This window comes from Bradyrhizobium sp. cf659 (assembly GCF_900113725.1).
Classification (GTDB): Bacteria; Pseudomonadota; Alphaproteobacteria; order Rhizobiales; family Xanthobacteraceae; genus Bradyrhizobium.
The window spans coordinates 1,686,820-1,712,840 of record NZ_FOQJ01000001.1; the positions used below are offsets into that span (position 1 = coordinate 1,686,820).

Annotated in this window: 24 protein-coding genes; 13 read left to right on the plus strand and 11 right to left on the minus strand. The window is 64.5% G+C overall.

Annotation, left to right across the window (positions count from 1 at the left end; all coding sequences use genetic code 11):
• The first annotated feature begins 192 nt into the window (after positions 1–192).
• A complete protein-coding gene (locus BM118_RS08175; protein WP_092183835.1) occupies positions 193–696 on the plus strand; it encodes a DUF1269 domain-containing protein in 504 nt (167 codons plus the stop codon).
• Between the two features lie 28 nt (positions 697–724).
• Here BM118_RS08175 and BM118_RS08180 read toward each other — a convergent pair whose 3' ends face one another.
• Positions 725–1,423 carry a Bax inhibitor-1/YccA family protein gene (locus tag BM118_RS08180; RefSeq protein WP_092183837.1) on the minus strand — a complete coding sequence of 233 codons (699 nt, stop codon included), beginning with the start codon at positions 1,421–1,423 and terminating at the stop codon, positions 725–727.
• A gap of 261 nt (positions 1,424–1,684) precedes the next feature.
• Between BM118_RS08180 and BM118_RS08185 the strand changes: the two genes are divergently transcribed.
• From BM118_RS08185 to BM118_RS08230, 10 genes are all read left to right on the plus strand, one after another.
• The gene (locus BM118_RS08185) at positions 1,685–1,882 is read left to right on the plus strand and encodes a DUF6894 family protein (RefSeq protein ID WP_092183839.1); all 198 of its coding nucleotides are present in this window, start codon (positions 1,685–1,687) and stop codon (positions 1,880–1,882) included.
• Between the two features lie 186 nt (positions 1,883–2,068).
• A complete protein-coding gene (locus BM118_RS08190; protein ID WP_092183841.1) occupies positions 2,069–3,508 on the plus strand; it encodes a basic amino acid/polyamine antiporter in 1,440 nt (479 codons plus the stop codon).
• A 30-nt stretch (positions 3,509–3,538) separates the two neighbouring features.
• Positions 3,539–3,778, plus strand: coding sequence for a hypothetical protein (locus BM118_RS08195; RefSeq protein ID WP_092184366.1), 240 nt, complete (start codon positions 3,539–3,541; stop codon positions 3,776–3,778).
• A 42-nt stretch (positions 3,779–3,820) separates the two neighbouring features.
• Positions 3,821–4,945, plus strand: coding sequence for an AI-2E family transporter (locus BM118_RS08200; RefSeq protein ID WP_092183843.1), 1,125 nt, complete (start codon positions 3,821–3,823; stop codon positions 4,943–4,945).
• Positions 4,946–4,956: 11 nt separating this feature from the next.
• The gene (locus BM118_RS08205; RefSeq protein WP_092183845.1) at positions 4,957–5,556 is read left to right on the plus strand and encodes a hypothetical protein; all 600 of its coding nucleotides are present in this window, start codon (positions 4,957–4,959) and stop codon (positions 5,554–5,556) included.
• Positions 5,557–6,042 carry a DUF992 domain-containing protein gene (locus BM118_RS08210; protein WP_092183848.1) on the plus strand — a complete coding sequence of 162 codons (486 nt, stop codon included), beginning with the start codon at positions 5,557–5,559 and terminating at the stop codon, positions 6,040–6,042.
• Positions 6,043–6,197: 155 nt separating this feature from the next.
• The gene (locus BM118_RS08215; RefSeq protein ID WP_092183850.1) at positions 6,198–6,755 is read left to right on the plus strand and encodes an HdeD family acid-resistance protein; all 558 of its coding nucleotides are present in this window, start codon (positions 6,198–6,200) and stop codon (positions 6,753–6,755) included.
• A 400-nt stretch (positions 6,756–7,155) separates the two neighbouring features.
• On the plus strand, positions 7,156–7,533 hold the full coding sequence (locus BM118_RS08220; protein WP_244550094.1) for a hypothetical protein: 378 nt from the start codon (positions 7,156–7,158) through the stop codon (positions 7,531–7,533).
• Positions 7,534–7,593: 60 nt separating this feature from the next.
• Positions 7,594–8,838 carry an efflux RND transporter periplasmic adaptor subunit gene (locus BM118_RS08225; protein ID WP_092183854.1) on the plus strand — a complete coding sequence of 415 codons (1,245 nt, stop codon included), beginning with the start codon at positions 7,594–7,596 and terminating at the stop codon, positions 8,836–8,838.
• A complete protein-coding gene (locus tag BM118_RS08230; RefSeq protein ID WP_092183856.1) occupies positions 8,835–11,957 on the plus strand; it encodes an efflux RND transporter permease subunit in 3,123 nt (1,040 codons plus the stop codon). Before BM118_RS08225 ends, BM118_RS08230 begins: the two co-directional genes overlap by 4 nt.
• A 92-nt stretch (positions 11,958–12,049) precedes the next feature.
• Here BM118_RS08230 and BM118_RS08235 read toward each other — a convergent pair whose 3' ends face one another.
• Genes BM118_RS08235 through BM118_RS08245 form a run of 3 tightly spaced genes read right to left on the minus strand, consistent with a single transcriptional unit; the run spans position 12,050 to position 16,022 of the window.
• Positions 12,050–12,490: a RidA family protein gene (locus tag BM118_RS08235; RefSeq protein ID WP_092183858.1), complete on the minus strand. Its 441-nt coding sequence runs from the start codon at positions 12,488–12,490 to the stop codon at positions 12,050–12,052.
• 18 nt (positions 12,491–12,508) lie between these two features.
• Positions 12,509–13,687 carry an acyl-CoA dehydrogenase family protein gene (locus BM118_RS08240; protein WP_092183860.1) on the minus strand — a complete coding sequence of 393 codons (1,179 nt, stop codon included), beginning with the start codon at positions 13,685–13,687 and terminating at the stop codon, positions 12,509–12,511.
• Positions 13,688–13,703: 16 nt separating this feature from the next.
• Positions 13,704–16,022 carry a bifunctional salicylyl-CoA 5-hydroxylase/oxidoreductase gene (locus BM118_RS08245; protein ID WP_092183862.1) on the minus strand — a complete coding sequence of 773 codons (2,319 nt, stop codon included), beginning with the start codon at positions 16,020–16,022 and terminating at the stop codon, positions 13,704–13,706.
• Between the two features lie 291 nt (positions 16,023–16,313).
• Here BM118_RS08245 and BM118_RS08255 point away from each other — a divergent pair, with 291 nt between their 5' ends.
• Positions 16,314–16,820, plus strand: coding sequence for a MarR family winged helix-turn-helix transcriptional regulator (locus BM118_RS08255; protein WP_092183865.1), 507 nt, complete (start codon positions 16,314–16,316; stop codon positions 16,818–16,820).
• 12 nt (positions 16,821–16,832) lie between these two features.
• Here BM118_RS08255 and BM118_RS08260 read toward each other — a convergent pair whose 3' ends face one another.
• From BM118_RS08260 to BM118_RS08290, 7 genes are read right to left on the minus strand one after another with little or no spacing between them, the layout of a single operon-like run.
• Positions 16,833–18,476 carry an ATP-dependent acyl-CoA ligase gene (locus BM118_RS08260; RefSeq protein ID WP_092183867.1) on the minus strand — a complete coding sequence of 548 codons (1,644 nt, stop codon included), beginning with the start codon at positions 18,474–18,476 and terminating at the stop codon, positions 16,833–16,835.
• 9 nt (positions 18,477–18,485) lie between these two features.
• Positions 18,486–19,643, minus strand: a complete 1,158-nt coding sequence (locus BM118_RS08265; RefSeq protein WP_177234097.1) for an ABC transporter substrate-binding protein — start codon at positions 19,641–19,643, stop codon at positions 18,486–18,488.
• A gap of 57 nt (positions 19,644–19,700) precedes the next feature.
• Positions 19,701–20,483: a cyclase family protein gene (locus tag BM118_RS08270; RefSeq protein ID WP_177234098.1), complete on the minus strand. Its 783-nt coding sequence runs from the start codon at positions 20,481–20,483 to the stop codon at positions 19,701–19,703.
• Positions 20,484–20,517: 34 nt separating this feature from the next.
• Positions 20,518–21,759 (minus strand): SDR family NAD(P)-dependent oxidoreductase, encoded by a 1,242-nt coding sequence (locus BM118_RS08275; RefSeq protein ID WP_092183873.1) that lies wholly within the window; start codon positions 21,757–21,759, stop codon positions 20,518–20,520.
• The gene (locus tag BM118_RS08280; RefSeq protein ID WP_092183876.1) at positions 21,756–22,934 is read right to left on the minus strand and encodes a thiolase family protein; all 1,179 of its coding nucleotides are present in this window, start codon (positions 22,932–22,934) and stop codon (positions 21,756–21,758) included. The genes BM118_RS08275 and BM118_RS08280 overlap by 4 nt, the downstream gene beginning before the upstream one ends.
• 25 nt (positions 22,935–22,959) lie before the next feature.
• Positions 22,960–23,388 carry an organic hydroperoxide resistance protein gene (locus BM118_RS08285; protein WP_092183878.1) on the minus strand — a complete coding sequence of 143 codons (429 nt, stop codon included), beginning with the start codon at positions 23,386–23,388 and terminating at the stop codon, positions 22,960–22,962.
• 42 nt (positions 23,389–23,430) lie between these two features.
• Positions 23,431–24,213 (minus strand): aspartate/glutamate racemase family protein, encoded by a 783-nt coding sequence (locus tag BM118_RS08290; RefSeq protein ID WP_177234099.1) that lies wholly within the window; start codon positions 24,211–24,213, stop codon positions 23,431–23,433.
• A 631-nt stretch (positions 24,214–24,844) separates the two neighbouring features.
• On the opposite strand from BM118_RS08290, the gene BM118_RS08295 reads away from it, so the two are divergent.
• Positions 24,845–25,993, plus strand: coding sequence for an ABC transporter substrate-binding protein (locus BM118_RS08295; protein ID WP_092183882.1), 1,149 nt, complete (start codon positions 24,845–24,847; stop codon positions 25,991–25,993).
• Positions 25,994–26,021 lie beyond the last annotated feature (28 nt).

Consider the following 26,021-nt stretch of genomic DNA (forward strand, 5'->3'; position numbering starts at 1 on the left):
CATGCATCGGTCAGGAACAGGTCAGACCCAAGTGTTCCCCGTTGCCATGATCAGGAACATTCATCCCGACGCCCGAGGGTTTTCTCCGATGCCGCGCCAGTGAACCGACGGCTAATCTCTGACAGCGCGTCCCGCCAACGGCGCTGGCGTACCAGGCTTGGCCGGCGGAGTGCGATCCAGCAGGAGGTCTTCATGTCCGATTTAGTCGCAATCGTATATCCATCCGAAGCGAAGGCCGAGGAAGTGCGTCAACGGCTGCTCAAGCTGCAGAAGGAATATCTGATCACGATCAGCGATGCCGTGATCGCCGTGAAGACCGATTCCGGCGGCATCAAGCTCAATCAACTCGTCAACACGACGTCGATGGGAGCGGTAACCGGCGGTTTCTGGGGACTCCTGATCGGCATGATCTTCCTCAATCCGATCCTCGGTGTCGCCGTCGGCGCGGCCTCCGGCGCGCTCGGCGGCGCGTTGTCCGATTTCGGCATCGACGACTCGTTCATGAAGGAATTGTCAGGGTCACTCCACACCGGCAATGCCGCCCTGTTCGTCCTGATCAAGAATATGACGGCAGACAAGGTCCTGAAGGAGATCAAGGACGCCGGAGGGACCGTGCTGAAGACGTCCCTGGATGACACCAGGGAGCAGGCCCTGCGCGACGCGCTGGCAAGCGCCGCGGAGCGACCCGCGGCCTGACGGCTGACGGCGCCATTCCTTTGGCCGCTTAGCGCCGGCTGCCGGCCAGACGCAGCAGCATCATGAACAGGTTGATGAAGTTGAGATAGAGCGACAGCGCTGAAATCACCGACTTGCGGCCAGCCGACGTTTCATCGTCCCCGCTGTCGTACATCGCCTTGATCCGCTGGGTGTCGTAGGCCGTGAGCCCCGCAAAGACGCCGACGCCCACGATCGAGATCAACCAGTCGAGCCCGCTTGATTGCAGGAAGAGGTTCACCAGGCTGGCAATGATGACCCCGATCAGGCCCATGAACAGGAAAGTGCCGAGACCAGACAGGTCACGCCTTGTGGTGTAGCCGAATACGCTGAGCGCTCCGAACATCGCGGCCGCGATGAAAAACACGCGCGTGATCGAGGCACTGGTGTAGATGTGCAGCAGTATCGAGAGCGAGACACCGACCAGCGCGGCATAGATGAAGAACAGGAGCCGCGCCGTCGCCGCCGACAGCGTATTGATGCGCGCGCTGAGGAAAAAGACCAGCGCGAGCGGCGCCAGTATGAAGACCCACATCAACGGACTCTGCAGCAATGCGGGACCGGTGAGCTGATAGGTCAGCCATGCCACAACGGCGGTCAGGCCGACGCCAGCGGCCATGTAGTTGTAGATGCGCAGCATGTAGCCGCGCAATCCGGCGTCCACCGCGATTGCGTCAGAGGTCGCCAGGTTCTGATCGTAGTTCGACATCGCTTCCCTCCTCGCGGAGCCCTTAGGATGCAGCAACCCTATTCCGCTGCCCTCGCACGGGATATCGGACAATCACCCGATATCCCGGGGCAAGATCACCCTACTCCGCCTGCAAAGTCGGCACACCTGCCCTTCGGCTTGCGGCGGTTTTCCGCCTTACAGAATCGTAAGATGGAGCCGCCGCTTGAGTTCGTCTTTCTGATTACGACCCTTACGCATTTGTCACTGGAAGCGGCACGCTTTCCGGCCTAATCGGCCGACATGCGCTACTTCTTTCACATCGTCGACAGGTACGGCCTCTCGCCGGACGAGAGCGGATGCGAGCACGTTGACCAGCACGCGGCGATGCTGCATGCCCGGCGCATCGTAGAAGAGCTGGCCAAGGCCGGGGAATTCGTCCGGTCGAGCTTCGTGTTTGTGGCCGATACCGCTCCCGGACTTTCGTCCGGTCGCAACTGAGGAAAGACGAAGCTGGCCGGACCAGGTCCGGCCTACTGGTTTCCTGCCAGTGCTCTCTACATAGAATCACCGATGTTCGAGCAGAGGGGCTGCTCCTAAGGTCTTGGCCAAGGGGTGGCCGGCGCTCCACCGTCGCAAGGATCTGTCGCGCCTGCCCGATCTCCGATTGGAAGGCCAGCTTGCACCATGGCGCCTCCATCGAGCCAGGCCGATCAAAGGCTCTCCCGGAATGCGCTCATCGCGCTCGTGATCGGGTCGATGGTCGGGTCCGGTATCTTTGCATTGCCTGCAGCGTTCGGACGGAGCACGGGCGCGCTCGGAGCAATCATCGCCTGGGCCATCGCGGGCACGGGCATGCTGATGCTCGCCTTCGTGTTCCAGACCTTGTCACAGCGCAAGCCGGACCTCGATGCCGGCATCTATGCCTATGCCAGGGCCGGATTTGGCGACTATATCGGCTTTGCTTCGGCAGTCGGATACTGGATCGGCTGCTGCCTTGCCGATGTCGCCTGTCTCGTCTTGATCAAGGCGACGCTCGGACAATTTTTCCCGATCTTCGGCGATGGCACAACGCCGGTGGCGATCGCTTCGGCATCCGTCCTGCTCTGGGGCGTGCACATTCTGCTGCTGCGCGGCATCACGGGAGCCGCCGCGCTCAATACGATCGCGACCTACGCCAAGATCATCCCGATACTAATGTTCATTGTCGTCGCCGTCATCGCCTTCGACGGCACGCTGTTCTCCGTTAATTTCTGGGGGACGGAGCAGCCGGACCTTTCGAACGTGGTCGCACAGGTTCGCAACACGATGCTGCTGACGGTGTTCGTGTTCGTCGGAATTGAGGGCGCGAGTGTCTACTCCCGCTACGCCCGGAGCCGCACCGATGTCGGATTCGCAACCCTTGCCGGCTTTCTGGCGGTTCTGTGCCTCCTCGTCCTCGTGACGCTTCTGTCGTACGGCGTGCTGCAGCGAGCGGAGTTGGCGGATCTCCCGACACCATCCATGGCCGGCGTGATGGAAGCGGTCGTCGGCCGTTGGGGCAGCGTTTTCATCAGCGTGGCACTCCTGATCTCGGTCCTCGGCAACTACCTGTCCTGGTCACTGTTGGCGGCCGAGGTCCTGCATTCCGCCGCGATCAACCGCACCATGCCCTCCTTTCTCGCCACGGTAAACGTGTACAAGGTCCCTGCCGGCGCGCTCTGGCTCACCAACTGCGTCATCCAGATTTTTCTGCTCGTCACCTGGTTTGCCGAATACGCATTCACGCTTGCCTTGAAGATGACGAGCGCGATGACGCTCATCCCATATTTCTTTGTTGCAGCGTACGGCTTGAAGCTCGCCTGGACCCGCGAGACCTATCACGCCGGCGAGCACGCCCGCGTTGTCGACTGGATCAGATCGGCCATCGCGACACTTTACGCGGCCGGCATGATCTACGCAGGCGGGCCCAAGTTTCTCTTGCTGTCGTCGATCCTCTATGCACCCGGCACGGTGCTGTTCCTTCTCGCAAAACGCGAGCGCAAGGAAGCGACCTTCAGGCCGTTCGAAACTATCCTTTTTGCAGCGATCACGATCGCCGCATGCGCCGGCGTCTACGCGCTGGCTACCGGAGCCATCTCGATTTGAGTCCTTGTCCCTGGTTACATGGAGGCGGATATGAGCACACGGGCTATCTGTGGCGCCTTGATCCTCGGCGGATTGGTGGCGGTCTCCGCATGTCCAACGCTGTCGCCGGCCCAGCCGACCGAGACCGGCGTGCCTGCCCAAAAAGATGCCGGCGCGTCGGCACCGAAGAGCGCGGCGCCCAACACCAATACGAACCCGACGAAGCACCGCTACTGGCGTCATCGCGGCGGAAAGCATCCGCACTATGGCAGCCGGCGCGTCCGGACCTAGGCGCCAAAAGACGACAGTCGACTCCAGCGATTGGACCGATCCATGAGCGAGTCCAGGACAGGACAGGAGAAGCTCCACGAGGTCGTTCTACGCAACGATGCCACCGGCCAGCCGGAGAACGACGCACCGCGCAGCATTCTCGCGACCGGCTTCACGCTGCTCGCTGCGTGCGTTTGCCTGTTTCTGGTGTGGCAAACGGTGTCCAGTCTCCTGCTCATCTTCGCAGGCGTGTTGTTCGCCGCATTTCTGGATGCATGCGCGAGGGCTCTGGCGCCGGTCCTTCCGCTCAATCGCGCCTGGCGATTGACGCTGGTCCTGTTGCTGTTCTCGGCTCTGTCGGGGTTTGGAGCGGTCTGGGGTGCGGGCAAGCTGCCTGAGCAGACGCGCCTCCTGCTGAAGGTCATGGACAGCCAGATCGATATCCTGCAGGAGCACCTCCTGTCATACGGCGTTGACCTCCTCGGCCCGGAATGGGGCCGCGACTTTGCGCAATGGCTGTTCTCGGATCAGGGCCGTTTTCTCAGCCATGCTCAATTTCTGCTCGGCGGAGCCTCAACTCTTCTGACCGGCGCGCTGGTGATCCTGTTCCTCGGGATCCTCTTTGCCTTCGATCCGAACAGCCATCGCGAAAGCCTGGTCATGCTGGTGAAGCAGTCCTATCGCGCGCGGACAAGAGCAGTCATGGACGAGATAGGCACCGTCATGCGGCTGTGGTTGGTTGGACAGTTCATCCGCATCATCCTCATGACGCTGTGGGTCTGGGTCGCACTCTACCTCATCGGGCTGCCCGGTCCTTTCGTGCTCGGATTGCAGGCGGGACTGTCCAATTTCATTCCCTATCTCGGACCTATCGTGGCCGCAATTCCGATCGCGCTCGTCGCAATGCCGCTCGGCAGTTCTCTGCTGATCTGGGCCGTCCTGATCTACACGATCATCCAGTCAGTCGAAGGCTATGTGATCGGCCCGCTGATCCAGCGTCAGGCGGTCGAGATCCCGCCTGCCTGGACGCTGGTCGCGATTGTCATGCTGGGCGCGCTGTTCGGCGTCTTGGGCATCGCGCTGGCCATGCCACTGGTCGCGATCGGCCGTGTCGCGATCATCCGCTTCTACGTCGAGGACTACCTCGGCGACGACCTCAAGCAAACGTTCAACGGCGGTAGATCGTGAGTGGATAGCCCATGAGCAAGATCGATGTACAACGGAACGTGGGTACGGAGCCTCCTTCGCCTCGTTCCGGAATGGCTCATTTCCTGTGGCAGCAGCTTCCTTATATCGTGGCGCTGGTGCTCGCTATCGGAGGCGTCGCCTATACCAACGTCTCCGACCAGCCTCTCGTCGGCTACTGGGAATTCCTGGCGCTTGCCATCTGCGTCGTCTGCGTCGTTACCAAATGGCCGGAAACCCAAGGCAAAGAGGCCCAGCTCCGATTGATCTGGACCCAGGCGCTGCATTGGATTGCCGTCCTGGTCACGATGAACATCATACTGGTCTCGGGCGTCCAGCAGTTGCTTCCGACACCGGCAACCGGCCTGGTCCTGCTGACGTTGCTCGCACTCGGGACGTTCCTTGCCGGCGTCAGCCTGTTGTCGCTGCAAATCTCGTTCCTCGGCCTGGCGATGGGCGTTGCCGTCCCGGCGATTTCCTGGCTGAAGCAGTCCGTCTTCTTCTTCCTGCTGGGCGCAGTGCTGCTGATCGGCCTCGGCATCACGTTCTGGCTCCGCCAGGACGGCCGACCGAGGGTCGCGCCCTCCGACACCAACAGCCAAGTGGAGGCTTGAATGCGAATGACACGGCTTGTTGCAGTCTTCGGCACATCCGCGCTGCTATGCATCGCCAACCTGCCCGCGCGCGCCGAAACGTTCAGGGTCGGCCGGCTCCTCTGCTTGAGCACCCCGCGCGTCGGGCTTGTGCTTGGATCGGCGCAGTCACTGCGCTGCACATTCTTTGCGAGAAACCCGCCGAGGCAGTTCATCTATGAGGGACGGATCCGGCGCGTTGGCCTTGATCTCGGCGTGACCAGTGCAGGCTCCCTGTCTTGGGCCGTGCTCGCCAAGAACTCGCGGATCGGCTCCGCCACCCTGCGCGGCAACTATGTCGGCGCGAGCGGCAGCTTGGCATTCGGCCCCGGTCTCGGCGCCAACGTCCTGATCGGCGGCTCGCGCAGGAGCGTGATGTTACAGCCGCTGTCGGTCGAGCGGTCGATCGGCATCAATCTCGCGGCCGGCGTCACCAATCTGACGCTGGGTCCGCGCGGCAGCCGATAGCTCGCAACGGCGATTTCACGCGCGATCGCTGGAGCCCGGTTGGGCCCACGAGAACATTCCCACCCCGTCGCTCAGGGTTTCGTCGGATGTCGACCGCGCGGGTTCGAAGCTAGCATCCCAAGCGTGCTGATCATCGCGCGGATCAGGAGGATGGCATGACAGTCTATGACAGCCGGTCGGACATCGGGGTTCTGGGCTCGCCTCCGCTATGGGTCTGCGCTCTCCTCGGCATCGTGATGATCGCCGCCGGCGTCGCGGCTCTCAGCGACGTGGTCTTCGCGACGATCATCAGCGTCAAACTGATCGGGCTGACGGCTATCGCGGCCGGCGCATTCGAGATCGCCCATGCCTTCTGGACCAAAGGATGGGGCGGCTTCCTGTGGCAGATTGTTCTCGGCGCGCTCTATCTCGCCTTCGGGCTTGTGCTGCTCACCCAGCCGGCATCCGGTGCCCTGATCCTCACCTATTTCCTCGGCGCGGTGCTGTTCGCCTCGGGCGTCATTCGATGCGTGCTGAGCTTCGCCCATTGGCGACAGAACGGACGGATGATGCTGATCTCCGGCATCTTCGGACTGCTCGCGGGCGTGCTGATCCTGTTCGGCTTTCCGACCATCAGCGTCTGGGCCCTCGGATTCCTGCTTGGCGTCGACCTGATCTCGCACGGCCTGGCGTGGCTGCTTTATGCGCTTCAGTCCGTGCGGCGAACTGCGTAACGGAGAAGATGATGATGGACACTCCCAACCGTCGAGCTTTCCTTGGCTTCGCTCAGAATGCCGTCGCTGCCGCGGCGATCGGCGCTATCGGACTTCGCCTGATTGAGACTGCGGAAGCGATGCCGATTGCCCACGATCTTGGCCAGGCCAGCGAGTCGTCGGACCTCCTGACGCAAGCTCAGTGGTGGGGACCCCCGGCCGGTCCCGGTTGGGGACCTGGTCCGGGCTGGGCTCGTCCGCGACCGCGCTGGCAAGCGGGGTGGTGGGGACCGCCCGCTCCCGCCTGGGGCCCTGCCCCGGGCTGGGGACGACCGCCGCTCCTCTGGCAAGCGCAGTGGGGACCGCAGTGGGGACCGCCGCCTCGTCCAGGCTGGGGCCGTCCACCGCCGCGCAGGCGCCGATGGGTTTGCTGGTGGCATCGCGGTCGTCGTCATTGCGGATGGCGGTGGCGCTAGGGACGCCCCTCCCAACTTGCGCAATCCGCCGGCAGCAGATTTGCCACGAAGGCGATGCAACCCGGGCGATGGAGGCGATCGTGCGCCACGCGAATCAATGGCTCCTGTGGGCCGCTCTGATAGCTCTTCTCGTGGTGGCAGCCGCCTTCTGCGTGTCGGTATGGCAGGCAACTCCATCGATGCCGCTCTACCGCAACATCATCCTCGGAGGGGCCGTCGTCCTGATGTTGGTGTTCGGCTGCGGCCTGATCGCGCTGATGTTCTATAGCCGTCGCAAGGGTTATGACGAACCCGCGCGCAGCGATCGGACACGGCGGGAGTAACGAGGCGCTGGTGAAGCACCGACCCGGCCCGGCTCTCAAGTCTGGAGCAAGGAGCGGACAATGAACCTTGCTGGGGTCTCGATCAGGCTGCTGGCGGCAACTCTCCTGACGATCATCGCCGGTGGGACCGCCCGGACACAACCCGCCGCGGCCGGAGCCCCTGCCGTCGGCGTCGTGGAAGCCACCAGGCGGCCGATCACCGAGACCAGCGAATTTCTTGGACGGATCGAGGCGATCAATCGGGTCAGCGTGGTCGCGCGCGTGACGGCATTTCTGGACAAGCGCCTGTTCGACGAGGGCGCCGAGATCAAGGAAGGCGATGAGCTCTATCGGCTCGAGCGTGGTCCCTTCGAAGCGGATCTCGCATCGAAACAGGCGCAGGTCGCGCAGCTCCAGGCAACGCTCGACAATGCCAAATTGACGACCGAACGCGCGCGGACCCTGCTCGGAGGCCCTGCCGGGCAACAATCCACCTACGATGCGGCGATCGCGAACCAGCTCAGCCTCGAAGCCCAGGTGCAAGCCGCGCAAGCCCAGGTCCAAGCCTCCCGGATCAATCTCGGTTACACGATGATCAACGCGCCGATTGCCGGCAAGATCGGACGCACGGCGGTGACCGAAGGCAATGTCGTCGGTCCGAGCTCGGGCGTGCTGACCACCATCGTCAGCCAGGACCCGATGTATGTCACCTTCCCGGTGCCGCTCCGCCAGGGACTCGAGCTGCGCGAACGATACGGACCACAGGGCGGCCTGGACGCGGTGGTGATCAGGCTGCGACTGCCCGATGGCCGCATGTACGGCCACTCCGGCAGGCTGAATTTCGTCGACAACACCATCGCCCAGGGCACCGATACCATCATCGTACGCGGGGAGATCGGCAATCCGATCCTGCGGGCTTCTTCGGCGGCTGGCGTCACCGTCCACGAGCTCACCGACGGCGAGTTCGTCACCGTCGTGCTGGAGGGCGTCCAGCCGGTCGAGGTGCTGGCAATCCCGCGCGCCGCCGTGCTCTCCGATCAGCAGGGCGACTATGTGCTGGCTGTCGGCGCCGACAACAAGGCCGAGCAGCGCCGCATCCAGCTCGGACAATCGACCACGACCATCGCCGCCGTGATCGCCGGACTTGCGGCCGGCGACAAGGTCATCGCGGAGGGCTTGCAGCGAGTTCGTCCCGGCCAGACCGTTTCGCCGGGACCGGCAAGTCCGCTGATCCTGTCGAGCATGAAGCCCGCCGCGGACGCCCCGGCTCCGCAAGCGGATCACGGTGCCTCCGGCACGACCCGCCCGCAGGACCGCAAACCATGATATCTGCCGTCTTCATCGATCGCCCGCGGCTTTCGATGGCGATCGCCTTCATCATCACCATCGCCGGCGCGCTGGCGTTGATGCAGATTCCGGTGGCGCAATTTCCGGACATCGTGCCGCCGCAGGTCACGGTCTCCGGCACCTTCCCCGGCGCATCCGCCGAGGTGGTCGAGAGCAGCGTCGCCCAACCCCTGGAGGCGCAAATCATCGGCGTCGACCGCGCGCTCTACATGAAATCGACCAGCGCCAATGACGGCAGCTACACGCTGACGGTTTCGTTCGCGCTCGGCACCAACCCCGACATCAATACCGTCAACGTCAACAACCGCGTGCAGAGCGCTCTGTCGCAATTACCGACCGAAGTGCAGCAGCAGGGAGTGACGGTGCACAAGCGGTCGTCGTCGATCCTGCAATTCCTCGTGCTCTACAGCGCCGATGGCCAGCAGGATCCGCTGTTCATCACCAACTACGCGATCATCAATGTGCTTGATGCGATCGCCAGTACGCCCGGCGTCGGCCAGGCGAACCTGTTCGCCAAGATGAACTACTCGATGCGGATCTGGTTCGATACGCAGCGGCTCACCAGCCTCGATCTCACGCCATCGGATGTCATTGCCGCGATCCGCACGCAAAGCGTCCAGGCGCCTGTGGGGCGCATCGGAGCACGTCCGATCAGCGACGACCAGCAGCTCCAGTTCAATGTGCAGACCCTGGGCAGGCTCGCCACCGTCGACCAATTTGCCAATATCGTTCTGCGTGCCAACCCGGACGGCTCGTCACTGCTCGTGAAGGACGTTGCCCGTGTCGAGATGGGTGCGCAAAATCTCGACAGCGAAGCGCGGATCGACGGCCGCGCGGCCGTGCCGATCGCGATCTATCTGGCGCCGGGTGCCAATGCGATGACCACCGCACAGGCCGTGGCGGCGACGATGCAGCGGCTGTCGCTGCGTTTCCCTGCCGGCCTGAGCTACCTCGTGCAATACGATTCCACGAGCTTCGTGCGCGACACGATCACGGAGGTCTTGCGGACGCTGGGCGAGGCCTTCATTCTGGTCGTGATCGTGGTGTACCTCTTCCTCGGCAATCTGCGGGCCACGGTGATCCCGGCCGTTGCCGTTCCGGTGAGCCTGATCGGCACCTTCGCCGTCCTGCTGGTGCTGGGCTATTCGGCCAACACGGTGTCCTTGCTGGCCATGGTGCTCGCCATCGGCATCGTGGTGGACGACGCCATCGTCGTCGTCGAGAACGTCGAGCGGGTGATGGAGGAGGAGCCGGGCCTTTCCCCCGCCGAGGCCAGCAAGAAGGCCATGACCCAGATCACCGCGCCGATCATCGCGATCACCCTGGTGCTGCTCTCCGTCTTCGTGCCGATCGCATTCATTCCCGGCATTTCCGGAACGCTGTTTCGCCAGTTTGCGGTGACGATCAGCGCCGCGATGATGATCTCGGCGTTGAACGCGCTGACGCTGTCGCCCGCCTTGTGCGCGCTGTTCCTGCGCCACACCGGGCCCAGGCGCGGCATCATGGGGCGCGTCCTCGGCTTCATCGACTGGCTGCGCGACCGCTACAGCGGCGGCGTCCGCCGCCTTTTGCGCGTGGCGGGTCTCTCACTGCCGTTCGTCGCTGTCCTTGCCGCCGGCATCTTCGGCATGTCGCTGATCACGCCGACAGGTTTCCTCCCCGAGGAAGACCAGGGCGCCTTTTTCACCTCGGTGCAACTGCCAGACGGCGCATCGGTGGCGCGAACCAGCGAAGTCACCCAACAGATCGAGGATCTCCTGAAGCAGATTCCCGCCGTCGATCACGTCCTTGCCATCGTAGGCTTTTCCCTGCTCGACGGCGCGTCCGAGCCGAACAGCGCATTGGTGGTCACGCGCCTGAAGCCGTTTTCCGATCGCAAGGCGGCAGCCGATTCCGCGCAGGCGCTGATCCGGCAAACCTTCGCAGCCGGCGCACAGATTCGACAGGCCAACGTGTTGCCGTTCAATCTGCCGCCGATCATTGGGCTCTCCACCGGAGGCGGGTTCGAATACCAGCTTCAGGCGCTGGAAGGACAGAGCCCGGCCGCGATCTCCAGCGTCACAGGAGCGCTGATCGGTGCAGCCAACGCCGATCCACGGCTTGCGCGTGTGTTTTCGACCTTCACTGCGACCAATCCATCCGTTTATCTCGACATCGACCGCCGCAAGGCGCAGGCGCTCGGCGTGACGGTCAGCGACATCTTCACGGCCTTGCAGGCGACGCTCGGCGGCATCTATGTCAACAACTTCAACCTGTTCGGCCGCACCTGGCAGGTCAACGTTCAGGGCGAAGCGTTCGACCGCGCCGATATTTCGGACATCTGGCGGATCTATCTGCGCAACGGCGCCGGCCAGATGGTCCCGATCAGGTCGCTCGCCGGGATCAAGATCGTGACCGGGCCTCAGGTGATCACCCGCTACAACAATTATCGATCGGTGACGGTGAACGGCAGCCCGGCGCCGGGCGTCTCCTCAGGAACCGCGATGGCCGCGATGGCAGACATCTCCAACACCGTGCTGCCCGCGGGCTACAGGTTCGCGTGGACCGGCACCGCCTATCAGGAGCAGCAGGCCGCCGGCCAGACCGGCATCGTGCTCATGCTTGCGGTGCTGTTTGCCTACCTGTTCCTGGTGGCGCTCTATGAGAGCACGGTGATCCCGATCCCGGTGCTGCTGTCGGTCGTCGTCGGCGTGCTCGGGTCCTATGTCGGCATCAAGCTCGCCGGCCTCAATCTCGACCTCTACGGCCAGATCGGGCTCGTGGTCCTGATCGCGCTCGCCGCCAAGAACGGCATTCTGATCGTCGAATTTGCCAAGGAGCGACGCGAAGCGGGCGTCGCGCTCGACGACGCCGCGATCCAGGGCGCGCATATGCGTTTTCGCGCGGTCATGATGACGTCAGTCGCCTTCATCCTCGGCCTCCTGCCGCTCGTGATTGCAACCGGTGCTGCGGAGCTCAGCCGCAGAGCCGTCGGGACGGCGGTATTTGCGGGCATGCTTGCGGCAAGCTCAATCGGCATCTTTCTCGTCCCGACGCTCTACGTGACATTCCAGCGTCTGCGGGAGCGGATCAAGACCACGCCAATGTCCAGCCACTGAGTTGCCCCAGCGAAACTCAGGCATGGCTGGATCGACATCGCACGCAATGCGATCCGGGCCCACGTCGAGCGGGCAGTCTAGGCCGCAGTCCGTCAACGCGGGACGACAGCCGTCGCTTCAATCTCGACGCGCGCGGCCGGCTCGACAAGACGCACGACCTGAACGAGTGCCATGCTGGGATAGTGGGTGCCGATCACCTCGCGATAGGCTTTGCCGAGCGCCTTGAGATTGGAGACGTATTCGTCCATGTCCACGACATACCAGGTCAGACGAACCAGATGATCCGGCCGCGCGCCGCCTTCGGCCAGGATCGCGACGATGTTTTCGAGCGCCTGGCGGACCTGCGCAACAAATCCGTCGCCAAACCGGCCTGAAACGTCCCAGCCGACTACGCCGCCGGTCACGACGAGACGCCCGTCGGCCATCATGCCGTTCGCATATCCCTTTGGCTGCGGCCAGCCGCCGGGCTGGAGCACCTGCAAACCATTCGCCTTGTCGGGAGCCGCTGCGCCCGGCTGTCTCATCACGCTCATCGGTTTCTCTCTATCGTCTCAGCGCGACTTCAGTAAATCACGCGCCACAATCAGTTTCTGGACCTCGGTCGCGCCCTCGTAGATGCGCAACGCCCGGATTTCGCGGTAGAGGCTCTCGACGACCTCACCCTTGCGCACGCCGCGTCCGCCGAACATCTGGACCGCGCGATCGATGACGCGCTGGGCGGTCTCGGTCGCCGTCAGCTTCGCCATTGCAGCTTCGCGCGTCGTCGAAAGCTTCTGGACATCGCGGCGCCAGGCCGCGCGATAGGTCAGGAGCGCGGCGGCGTCGGTGTCGGTCGCCATGTCGCCGAGCGCGGCCTGGGTCAATTGGAGATCTCCCAGCGTCGCGCCGAACATGCGCCGGCTGCGCGCGTGCAACAGCGCCTCGTCGAGCGCCCGCCGGGCAAAGCCGAGAGCTGCGGCCGCGACCGATGCGCGAAAAATATCCAGCGTCTGCATCGCCAGCTTGAACCCGCCGCCCGGCGCGCCGAGGCGACGGCTCGCCGGGATCCGGCAATTGGCAAAGCGCAACGTCGCCAGCGGATGCGGCGCGATGACGTCGATGCGGTCGGCGATGCCGAAGCCGGGATCATCGGGAAAGACGACGAAGGCCGAGATGCCACGCGCGCCCGGCGCCTCGCCGGTTCGCGCAAACAGCGTGTAGACGTCGGCAATGCCGCCGTTGGAGATCCAGGTCTTCTCGCCGTCGATGATGTAGTCGTTGCCGTCGGCGCGCGCGGTGCAGGACATCGCCGCGACGTCCGACCCCGCCTCCTTCTCGGACAACGCGAAGGCCGCAAGCCATTCGCCGGAGCGAACCTTCGGCAGCACGGCCTTGCGCAGCTCGGCCGAACCGCCGAGCGCGATGGCGCCGGAGCCGAGCCCCTGCATGGCGAAGGCGAAATCGGCGAGGCCGTCGGCATAGGCCAGCGACTCGCGCGACAGGCAGATCGAGCGGGAATCGATCGTCGTCGCATCGCCGTCGGGCGCCGCAACCGCGCAATCGAGCACCCCCGCCTCGCCCATCGCGCGCACGAGCCTGCGGCAGGCGGCGTCGACATCGCCGTGATCGATTGTGTCGAGAACCCCCGACTGCACGAAGCGGTCGAGCCGGTCACCGATCGTGTGGTGGCGCTGTTCGAAGAACGGCCAGTCCAGCCAGTCCCGCTTGATGACCTTTGCCACGGAGCTCATCTGATCCCTCCTCCGCTCACTGCGCGCTAGCTGCCGCAGCGCGCGCCAGATTGGTTTCGTATTGCCCCTTGGCGGACAGATACTGCTTCGGCCAACTGATCGCAGTGATGCCGATGCGCGCGGCTTCGTGCAACGTCCAGGCCGGGTCGGCAAGATGCGGCCGCGCAATGGCGCAGAGGTCGGCGCGGCCGGCCGCGAGGATCGAGTTGGCGTGGTCGGCCTCGGAGATCGCGCCGACTGCGATGGTCTCGATGCCGACCTCGTTGCGGATCAGGTCGGCGAACGGCGTCTGGAACAGGCGCCCATAGATCGGCCGCTCCTCCTTCCAGACCTGCCCCGACGAACAATCGATCACGTCCGCCCCCGCCTCCTTGAACATCGCGGCGAAGATCGCCGCATCGGCCGGAGTGTTGCCGCCTTCGGTCCAGTCGTGGCAGGACAGACGCACCGACATCGGCCGATCGGCCGGCCACACCGCGCGCATCGCCTTGAACACCTCCAGCGGAAAGCGCGCACGGTTTTCGTGACTGCCGCCGTATTCGTCCGTGCGCCGGTTGGTCAGCGGCGACAGGAAGCTCGACAGGAGATAACCGTGGGCGCAATGCAGCTCGAGCCACTCGACGCCGGCGGCCTCGGCGCGATGTGTCGCCGCGACGAAATCGTCGCGCACGCGGTCCATGTCGCTGCGGTCCATCGCCCGCGGCAACTGGCTGTGAGCCAGATACGGCAACGCTGACGCGGAGATCAGAGGCCATTCTCCGGATTCAAGGGGTTGATCGATTCCTTCCCATGGCACTCTGGTCGCGCCCTTGCGCCCGGCATGGCCGAGCTGAATTCCGACCTTGGCGTGTCCGAGACTGTGGACCAGCTTGACCAGCCGGCGCCACTGCGCTTCTTGCGCATCGTTCCAGAGCCCGAGGCAGCCCGGCGTGATCCGCGCATCTGGCGAGACGCAGGTCATCTCGGCAAAGATCAGCGCGGCGCCGCCCATGGCACGCGCACCGAGATGGGCAATGTGGAAGTCGTTGATGAGCCCGTCCTCGGCCGAATACATCGCCATCGGCGACACCATGATGCGGTTCGCAAGCGAAAGGCCACGCACGCGGTGCGGCGTCAGCATCGGCGGCGGCACCCGCTCGCCGTCCTTGACGGCGATGCCCGAGCGCGCGGCGAACCAGCGCTCAAAACCTTCCAGCCAGGCGCGGTCGCGCAGGCGAAGGTTTTCGTGGCTGATACGCTGGGAGCGGGTCAGCATCGAATAGAAGAATTGCGGCGGCTCGAGCGTGTCGGCATAGCGCCGGCCGACCACCTCGAACCATTCCATGGCGTTGCGCGCCGCGTTCTGGATGCGCGCGACATCGACGCGGCGCACCTCTTCATAGGCTTCCAGCACGGTTTCGATGCCGGCGCGACCGTGACCATGGCGATCGAACTGGTTGGCGAGCTCGATGGCGTCGTCGAGCGCGAGCTTGGTGCCCGACCCGATCGCGAAATGCGCGGTGTGCGCGGCGTCTCCCATCAGCACGACATGAGACTTGCCGTTGAACACGCTCCATTTGCCGCAGATCAGGCGGCTGAAATTGAGCCACGCCGAGCCGCGCAGATGGCGGGCGTTGGTCAGGAGCTTCGCGCCATCGAGCGTCTCTGCGAAGATCTTTTCGCAGAAATCGATCGACGCCTGCTGATCGAGCTCGCCAAGCCCGTGGGCGTTGTAGGCCTCTTCCGTGGTCTCGACGATGAAGGTCGAGGTCTCCGCATCGAACTTGTAGATGTGCGCCTGGAACCAGCCGTGCTCGGTCCTCTGAAAATCGAACGTGAAGGCGTCGAACGCCTTCTTGGTGCCGAGCCAGATGTAGCGATTCGGCCGGATCACCATGTCGGGCTGGAATTGCTCGGCATAGCGGGCGCGGATTCTGGAATTGACGCCGTCGCAGGCGACGATCAGGTCGGCGTCGGGAAATTCGAGATCGGACTCGACGTCGCGCTCGAAGGCGAGCTCGACACCCAGCGCCTCGCAGCGCCTCTGAAGGATGTTGAGCAGATGCTTGCGCCCGATACCGATGAAGCCATGGCCGGTCGTGCGCTGGCGCGTGCCCTTGAAGACGAGCTCGATATCGTCCCAGTGATTGAAGGCGTCCTCGATCTCGGCGGCGCTCTCGGGGTCGGCAAGCCGCATCGCGGTCATCATGGCATCGGAGAACACGACCCCCCAGCCGAACGTATCGTAGGGCTTGTTGCGTTCGACGACCGTGATGACGTGCTCCGGATGCCGGCGCTTCATCAGCAGGCCCAGATAGAGACCCGCCGGGCCGCCGCCGATACAGACTATGCGCATGATCCCTCGCTTTCGCGCGCCGCGCCGTTTGCCGAGCTCGCGCCCGAATTATTTTAAGCATAAAGTATTTTGTCGGCACGGGCCTTGTCAAGGTGGGTTCTGCAAGGAGCCCGGGCGACGCCCCCGGCGCCACAGCGTCGATCTTGAGATACGATCAAATTGGACACACGGCAGAGCCGATTCCGGGGCACCCGGGCTCAGCCTTGAATTTACTTTTGGCACGAACTATCTTGCCGGCATCCGCGAAAGCTGCATCAGCTTTCGTCAGGCCACCAAGCCCGGGAGATTCGATTGGCACTCGCGAAGGAGCCCACGCCTGTTTCAGCCAAGAATGGGGCGGATCAGGAGGCCGAGTACAGGGCTCAAACGCGAGTTTGGCTCCGGCTGCTCGCCTGCACGACCCTGATCGAAGGGGAGCTGCGGCGCCGGTTTCGCGAAGAATTCGACTTCACGATGCCCCGCTTCGACGTTCTCGCGCAGCTCGACCGCGAGCCGAGCGGACTCGTGCTGGGAGAGCTGCCCAAGCGCCTGATGGTCTCGGCCGGGAACCTGACACCGATCGTGGACCGCCTGGTCGAAGACGGATACATCACCCGCACGCCGTCGAACCTCGACCGCCGCGTGCAGATCGTCTGCATGACGGTCGAAGGCCGCAAGGCCTTCAGGCGAATGGCCAAGAGCCACGGCGCGTGGCTTGCCGAGCTGCTGGCGGATTTCCCGGCAGACCGGTTCGACGGATTGATCGGCGAGCTCGACGAGCTCAAGGGCGCCGTCAAGGACGCGCTGCAAAAGCCCTGAGCGGACCGACGGTCAGCGCCGCAACCTCACTCCGGCCGCCTCGCGATCCCATGTGTCCGTGGTGACGCCCGCCTCGCGCAGCACGCCCTTCTTGATCTTGCCGTTCTCCGTCAACGGCATCTGGCTCAGAATCCGCACATAGCGCGGGATGGCGAAATAGGCGATCTGCCCTTCGCAATGCCTGATGATGTCGACGGGCTCCAGCGATTGGCCCGGTTCCAGCAGGATCGCAGCCGCAACCTCGTCCTCTCCCAATTCCGAAGGCAGCGGGTAGATCGCGCAGGCGGCGACCGCGGGATGGGACTGGATGGTCTGCTCGACCTCCCACGAGGATACGTTCTCGCCGCGCCTGCGGATGGAATCCTTCATGCGATCGATGAAGCGATAGTGTCCGTCAGGGTCGCGGACGACCCGATCGCCCGAGTGAAACCACAGATTTCGCCACGCCTCGACCGTCTTCTCCGGCATGCCGAAATAGCCGGTGGCGAAGGCAAAGGGCTCTCTTGCGCGAAGCAGGAGCTCCCCGGCCTGTCCATCCGGAAGCGGTGAATCATCCTCGTCGACGACCCGCGCCTCGATTCCGTCGGCGAGATAACCCATCGTCCCCGGGCGATCGGACGGGATCGTGCCTGCGAACACGAAGTTCGTCTCGGTCGACCCGTAGCCGTCGACCAGCGGCACGCCAAACCGCTCGATGAACGGACCGTGGATTTGCGGCGGCACGCCGCCGCCAAGCGCAACGCGCAGACGATGCGCCGAATCGTTCGCATTCTTCGGCTGCGCCAGAAGCATCGATGCCATCGCGCCGAGCAGATAGCCGACCGTCGCATTGTGCCGTTGCGCGGCGGCCCAGAAGCCGGAGGCGGAGAATTTCGGCTCCAGCACATAGGTGCATCCGTTCAGGAGCGCCTGATAGAACGCATTCAGCGCGTTGGTGTGGAACAGGGGCAGCGTCGTGAACAGCACATCGCCCTCGCGGACGCCGAGCGCCCGCGCCGAATAGATGCCCCACCAGAACAGCTGCGCCTGCGGACAGCACACACCCTTTGCAGGCCCCGTGGTGCCCGACGTGTAGAGGATCGCGACGGTATCGCCAGGACGCACGGCACCCGCCGGGGCCGCGGCTCCGAGCGCCGGCAACGGTGACGCGGCAAGCCTGGCATCGATTGCATCGGCGGCAGCCCCGATGATCCAGGTCCGGGGCGGCAGCTCGACACCCGCCTCGACACTCTCGATCGCGACAACGAACTGAGCCTCGACGACAAGGAGCGCGGGACGCGAGTTGCGGAAGATGTGGGAGAGCTGGAAACCGCGGAGCGCGGTATTGATCGGGACTGCGATGGCTCCGAGCCACGCACAGCCGAGATAGACCTGCAAAAACTCCGGACGGTTCGAACACATCAGCGCGACCCGATCGCCCGGCTTGATCCCCGCATCGGCGAGCGCCTGGGCCGACGCGGCCGCGATCGCCGCGGTCTGTGCAAAGGTCCAGCGCGTCTCACCCGCGACCAGCAGGACGCGATCGCCATAGCGCTCGGCCTGCCGCGTGAGAATGGTAGACAGAATCCGGTCCGACGGCGGAAACGACGTCGCAGCGCGCGCCCAGGCCGGCGCTTCGCTGGTGTTCGCCGGCGCCTCGTTCTCCGTCACGATCATGCTTCCGCCTCAGGGCAACAGCTTGTATTTGCCGTCCTCGATCTGGACCAGGATGCGCGAACGAGCGTCGACGCCATGCCGATCCGCCGGCAAGTAGGTGTAGACGCCCTGCGTCCCGACGACCTCCTTGGTCGTGAACAGCGCTTGACGAAGCGCGGTACGGAATTCCGGCGAGCCGGGCTTGGCACCGGTTGCCATCGCGCGCTTGGCGGCATCGGCGAACACCAGCCAGCCATCGAAGGAATAGGACGAAAACGAATCCGTGGGCGCCTCGCCGTTCGCTTTCTCGAAGGCCGCACGGAAATCCAGGGCCACCTTCTGGATCGGATTGCTGGCCGGAAGCTGCTCCGCCGCGGTCACCGGCCCGGTCGGGCAGATGATGCCGTTGGCGGCCTTGCCGGCAAGACGGAGGAAATCGGCGCTGATCAGCCCGTGATTGCCGTACAGCGGCCCCTTATAGCCGCGCTCGGACAAGGCGATGACCGGCAACGCGCCGGGCGTCCCGGTACCGCCGAGCATGATGGCGTCGGGACGCGCGGCGAGTGCGCGCAGCACCTGGGCGGTCACCGAGGAATCCGACCTGGCGTAGCGTTCGTTGGCGATGACCTTGATATCGGCCGTCTTCGCACTCTGCTCGAGCGAATTGTACATGAGGTCGCCGAACGCATCGGAGAAGCCAATGAACGCGACGGTCTTCAGGCCCTTCGCTTTCATATGGTCGACAATGCCTTGCACGAGAAGTGGCGTTGGTTGCGGTGTCTGGACGACCCAGGGACCGCCATCGCCTGCGGGCACCGGCGCGATCGGGGACACCGCGATCATCGGAATCTTCATCTCGATGGCCGCAGTTGCCATCGCGAGCGTCTGGGGTGCGCCGGACGTGCCGATGAGCACATCGACCTTCTCTTGCTCGACGAGCTTGCGGGCATTGCGCGCCGACGCGGTCGGATCGGAGCCGTCATCGAGCTGGATAAGCCGGAGCTTCTCGCCGCCGATCTCGCCGATATAGGCCTGCCCCGCCGCGATCCCCTTCGCGTTCGGGATTCCGATCGACGACACCGGCCCGCTGAGGCCGGTGACGAATCCGACGAGGATCTCGGCCTGCGCAAGCTGCGGGACGGCAAGAAGCAATGCGGTGGAGGCCAGCAAGCCCTTGATCAAGTTCATGGCACCTGTCTTTCGTGAGAATTTCTTGTTCTGCTTGGCAAGCGCCATTCTTCCGCTTCAGGTTGACGAGACCAGCGCGATGACGCGAAGCGGACTGCCGGAACCGTTCTGGATCTTCAGTGGCGAAGCCACGATGACGGCCCCGGTGGCCGGAAGCTGATCCAGGTTGCACAGGCATTGCAGGCCGTAGCGGCCCGCGCCGTGGAGGAAGTGATGCGCGGGATAAGGCGGCTCGAAATGCCCGGCCTGCCCCGCATCCGTGCCGATGGTCTCGGTGCCAAACCCGATGATGCCGCGCTCCTCCACCAGCCACTTCATGACATCCGGGTTCGGGCCCGGCGTGTGCGCGCCGTCATCCCCGAGATTGGAGTAGTCGCGCCAGCCCTTCTTCGACCAGTCGGTCCTGAGCAGCACCCAATTCCGCTCGGGGATCCGGCCGTGCTTTGCTTCCCAGGCTTCGACGAGCGGGACGGTCAGCAGGAAATCGGGATCCTGGGCCGCCTGCGCGGAGCAATCGATGACGCAGGCCGGCGCGATCATGTCCTTGGCCGGCATCGTGTCGACGGCATTGTTCGGCAGGTTCTTGCCGGTGAACCAGTGAATCGGCGCATCGAAATGCGTGCCGGTGTGTTCGCCAAACGTAATGTTATTCCAGTACCAGGCCGGGCCGCGACCGTCGTATCGCGAGATTTCCTGGATGCGGACGGGCGCCGCCTGGCCGAACTCCGGCGGCAGCACGATGACCGGAAAGTCCGGACTGAGCGTGAAGGTCAGATCGACGACGCGCACCGCGCCGGAAGAAATCGCACCCGCCAGCTCCAGGAGATTGTTGCCTTGCATCGTCACGTCCTCCGGCTTGGTTGAAATTTCGATGTCACCTGTCGAGCTCTCGCTCGAGCGCTTTCGGATTGGCCGCCAGCCGCTGCCGGATCTCTTCGGCGACGTCTCCGACATACATCTCCTCGAGCCCGCCTTTGAGCCCCGACACGATCGCCTGCGCGATGGCGCGCGGCGCGACCTTCGGCGGCGGCACGGTCTGGAACCATTCGGTGTCGACGGGCCCGGTGAACAGATTCATCACCCTGACCCCGCCGGGCCTGAGCTCGGCACGAAGACAGTGCGAGAGCGACAGGCACGCCGCTTGCGAGGCCGAGTAGGCGCCAAAGGCAGGCCAGTTCGCCAGCGCATAGACCGACAGAATGTTGACCCAAGCCGCACTGTTGTTGATGCCATCGGCACCCCGCATCCGCATGGCGGGGCCAAAGGCCTGCGCGAGGTTGATGAAGCCGAGATAGGCCTGGTCGACCTCGTCCCGTGCGATGCTCGTGCCCCTGCGGTCAAGCAGGCCGCCCGGCCGCACATATTCCGTCGTGTTGACGAGGATATCGACCTTGCCGCCGATGTCGGCTGCAAGATCGGCCGCGGATTTTTCGTCGGCCGCGTCAAGGGTCACGATCTCGATCCCGTCCTGGCCGCGCAGCAGCTTCTCGCCGGCGAAAGGCCGCCACGGCTCGGCAACGCCGACGAAGACCGTCTTGGCGCCCGCGGCCTTCAAGGCGGCGACGGCTTCCTGGCCGATCACGCTGCGGCCGTTGGTCACGAGCACGCGCCGGAATTTCGGATCGGCCGTCATTTCCCGCCACTGCTTGTCGTCTGCCATGTTGGGAGTCTCCCCCTCGGGATGGGCAAAGGCCACCGCCTGACCGCTCTTGTCGAGCTGAAGCGACATGCGAACCGGTGCACCCTCCACGCAGTCGGCATGGAGATGCGCCACGATCGTCGGACCGCAGTCCATCTTGACGAGGCCGATGCGCCAGGGCGCCCGTTCGCGGAAATAGACGTCGCTGGGCACGCGCGCCGTGGTCTCGGAAAGAAGCATGCCCCGGCGCGGCGCGTCGACGAAGGCGAGGCCGGACGACAGGCATGACGGACATGCCTCCCGCGCCGGATAAGCAAAGGCGCCGCAAGCCTCGCAGCGTTGCAGCATGAAGCGGCCTTCGGCGGCTGCCCGCGTGAACCCATGCGACGTCCTGCTGCGCGGTCGCGGTGGCGACGCAGGCAGCCGCGTCCGCAGCAGCGGGTTCTTGCGCCGGGGCGGCTTGATCGGCTCAATCATCGCGACGGCCCTGCAAAGATCGCGGCGCCGGAGGCGAGACCGCGGTCGTAGTTGATCATACCGAACCCCGCGGCCAAGGCGAGGCTCGCATTCCTGACCTGGGTGGGGCCCGCAGTCCCCAGAACCTGCCGCAGTCCTTCGACGAGGCCGAGATAGGCGCCGGCCGCGCCGGCCTGCCCGGCCGAGAGTTGTCCGCCCGAGGTGTTGTGTGGAAAGTCACCGTCGATGGTGAGGTCGTGCTGGCGCACGAACTCGGCCCCCTCCCCCTTCTGGCAGAAGCCGAGGTCCTCGAACTGCATCATCGTGATGACGGGATAGTCGTCATAGGTCTGGACGACATCGAGATCGTCAGGCTTCACGCCGGCCATCGCATAGAGCTCGCCGATATCCATCGCCCAGCCGCCGCGCACCTGCATGGGGTCGTCGGCGAAGGCATTGTGCCGCTCGATCGTCGACAGCAGTCGCGCCGCTGGCAGCCCCAGCGATGCCGCGGTATCTTCGCGCATGACGAGGAACGCTTCCGCGCCGGCGCAGGGCATCACGCAGTCGAACAGGTGGATCGGATCGGAGATCGGTCGAGCCGCGAGATACTGTTCGAGCGTCAACGGCGCCTTCATCAATGCATGCGGATTGCGCAGCGCATTGGCCCGTTGGGCGACCGCGATCCGACCGACATCCTCCCGCGTGACGCCGAAGGTGCGCATATAGTTGCGCGCAATCAGCGCGAAGCTCGCATTGGCGCCGCCCGCGCCGTAGGGATAGACGGCATCCTGGTTGAAGCGCGAGAAATTCTCGAGCGTCAGCCGGAAGGAATCGACGTGATTGGTGTCACCCGCCACGCACGCCACGATGTCGGCGTCATGAGCCTGAACCGCGCGCGCCGCCTTTCGTAATCCGGCGACGGCGCTGGCGCCGCCGAGCGGGATCGTATCCAGCCATCGCACGCAGAGCCCGAAATGCTGCGTCAATCCGATCCCGCTGTCAGTCCCCATGGTGAAGCTGGAGACGCACAGGCCGTCGATGTCGGAGGCCTTGATGCCGGCCTGCGCGACGAGTGCGCTGAGCGCACGGCCGATCCACCACTGCGCACTTTCGATGGAGTAGCGCACATAGGGAATCGTGACGGGAGCCGCAATCACGACGCCATCATACGGTGTGCGTAAGGAATTGGTCACCGACCGCCCGCCTCGTTCATCCGCCTCAAACCACCGTCAGCTTCACGTCAATATTGCCACGGGTTGCGTTCGAATAGGGGCAACGCTCATGCGCGCCCGCGACAACCTCTTCAGCCACTGATTTCTCGACGCCGGGCAGGTTGACCTTCAGTTCAACGGCGAGCGCATATCCGACGGGGACCGGCCCCATCGCAACCTTCGCGGTCACGGAGGGCTCGGCGGATGGCGCAACCTTGCGGGTGCGCGCGACGAGCTTGACCGCACCGAGAAAGCACGCAGCGTAGCCGGCCGCAAAGAGCTGCTCGGGATTGGTGCCTTCGCCGCCGGGGCCGCCCATCGATTTCGGCAAGGACAGCGACACCGACAAGAGACCGTCGGTGCTGGCAGCCTTGCCATCCCGACCTCCGGTCGCCGTCACCTCGGTCTCGTACAGGATCTTTTCGGGAGTCATCATGGCTTGTTCTCCAAGGCTTGTTCTAAGGCTAGCTCTCCGGGGCTAGCGGGTGTTGCGGGCAAGCAGTGCGCGGAAATCGTCGCGCGCCTGGGCGCTGGCCCGCTTGAAGCTCGGCCCGCGGCTGGGCTCGGTGCCATTGAGCTTCCGGAGCTGCACCCACATCTCGGCACTCTTCAGGGCCACGGCTGCGCAGTTGACCACCGGCGCGTGGCCGACCTTCAGGCCATGCTCCCTGCCGATCAGGAGACCCGGCAGCACACCGGCCGGAATCACGACGTCGGCGCCGCGCTCGACCAGCGGACGTGCGCAGGCGACAAAATCCTCGATCATGCGGGCTTGCGCGGCATGGTCGCCGGCGAACGCATCGGCGAAATCCTCCGGCTTGCAGCCAAGACCGGTCACGTGGACCACGCGACCGCCGAGGCCGTAACGCTCGGCCTGCTCGTAGTGCCAGACCTCGAAGACAGGATCGAGCGTCACAAGGCCAAGCCGCCGGCCGAGCTGCGAGGCCGCCAGCAACGTCGCCTCGCCGGTCCCGATCACGGGAATGTCGAGCGCCGAGCGCAGTTCGTAAAGTCCGGGATCCTGGAAGTGTCCCATCACGAAGGCGTCGAACCCGCCCTCCTCGGCCGCGATGCCGTTGTCGATCGCCTGGACGGCACAGCGCAATTCCGCAAGCCGTCCGAACTCCCGGTCCGGCGGCATAATGCCCTCGACATGAACCGTCGTGCCCGATGCAGCGATGTTGTTGAGGTATTCCGACAGCCGCGCCATGTAGGGCGCGTTCACGCTCGCATCAACGAAGCTCTGCCAGAAGATGCGCATCGTCCTTCTCCTCAAGCGGTGATCGGAGGATCGGTCGTCGGCTGCCGATGAATATATTTCAATCATAAACTAATTCACGCGTCAAATGCCCGCCGCGACGCCGCCGACGGGCCCCGTCACGGCAAGGCGGGCACGTCCGTTTCGTCCGATCCAATGGCAAAGAAGCGCCGCGCTCTGACGAAATTGTATGCAACGACATTTTTTTCTGACAGCACCGTGACACCTGTTGACGGCCCCGCCGATAATACTTTAGGCTTTAAGTAATTCCTCGCCGGTCAGGGACCGGTGGCCATGACAATGATGTTGCAGGGCACCGATTTTGAGAGACTCGATCGTGTGGACAGTCGCCGTGCTCGAACAGCCGGCAGCAGCAGCACCGCCGGTCGCGCATCGCGGCAGGGCCAACGACCTTTCATCGCTTCAAAAAACGCCCGCCCGCATTCGCCGATGGGCCCGTTGTTCGAGCGGCAAGCAACATCATGGCTGCTGACGCCCGGCCGAGCAGACTCTCTTCGGCCGCGCCCGGCATTCGGCGCTGCAGCAATGCTTTCAATCGGTTCGTCCGCCGTTCGGGCTCCCCGCGCGGCAACATCAAGGCATTCCTATCGAGCATCAACGGAGGAGAACGCAAATGCGCAAGACTCTGAGCCTACTTGCACTTGTCGCCGGCACCTTCGCAGCCCCGGCTGCGCGGGCCGATATCACCATCGGCTTCGTCACCTCGCTCAGCGGCAACGGCTCGTCGATCGGAATCCCCTATGGGCGCGGCATCAACGCCGCCTATGAATACAAGAAGACCATCAACGGCGAGACCATTCGTCTGATCCAGCTCGACGACGGCTCGGACCCGTCGGCCGCGACCCGCAATGCGCGCAAGCTGGTGGAAGAAGAGAAGGTGGACCTGCTGATCGGCACCGCGACCGCCCCCTCGACCATCGCCATGGCGGCGGTGGCGAGCGAGCTGAAGGTGCCGATGATTGCGGTCTCGCCGATCGGCAAGCTGCCGGAATCGCCCGAGCAATGGGTGGTGTCGGTGCCGCAGCCGGCTTCCCTCCTCGTCAAGATCGTCGCCGACCGCATGAAGCGCGACGGCATGAAGAACATCGGCTATATCGGCTTCTCCGACGCGTGGGGCGACCTCGTCTACAACGGCGCCAAGGCCGCCGAAGCCGCCGGCGACATCAAGATCCAGACCAACGAGCGCTATGCCCGCACCGACACCTCGGTCACTGCGCAGATCCTGAAGGTGCTCGCGGCGCGGCCGGACGCGGTGCTGGACGGCGGCTCGGGGACGCAGGGCGCGCTGCCTCTGCTCAGCCTTGCCGACCGCGGCTTCAAGGGCAACACCTACGGCACCGTGGCGCTGGTCAATCCGGATTTCGTCAACGTCGGCGGCAAGGCGGCCGACGGCATCCAGGTCTCCGCGGGTCCCGTGATCGTCGCCGAGCAGCTTCCCGACGAGCACTTTGCCAAGAAGATCGCGCTCGACTTCCGCAGCGTCTACCAGAAGACCCATAACATCCCGACCACCGACGGCTTCTCCGCCTACTCGTTCGACGCCTGGCTGATCTTCGCCAACGCCGCCGAGCGCGCGCTCAAGACCGCCAAGCCCGGAACGGCCGAATTCCGCACGGCGCTGCGGGACGCGATCCTCAGCACCAAGGAACTGCCGGGCGTGCATGCCGTCTACAACTTCAAGCCCGGTGCGGTGACCGGCGTCGACGAGCGCGCGCTCGTCGTGGTGCGCCTGACCGGGGGCGCCTGGAAGTACGCGCCGTAGTCGGAAGGCGGCAGACAGTCAGAACGGG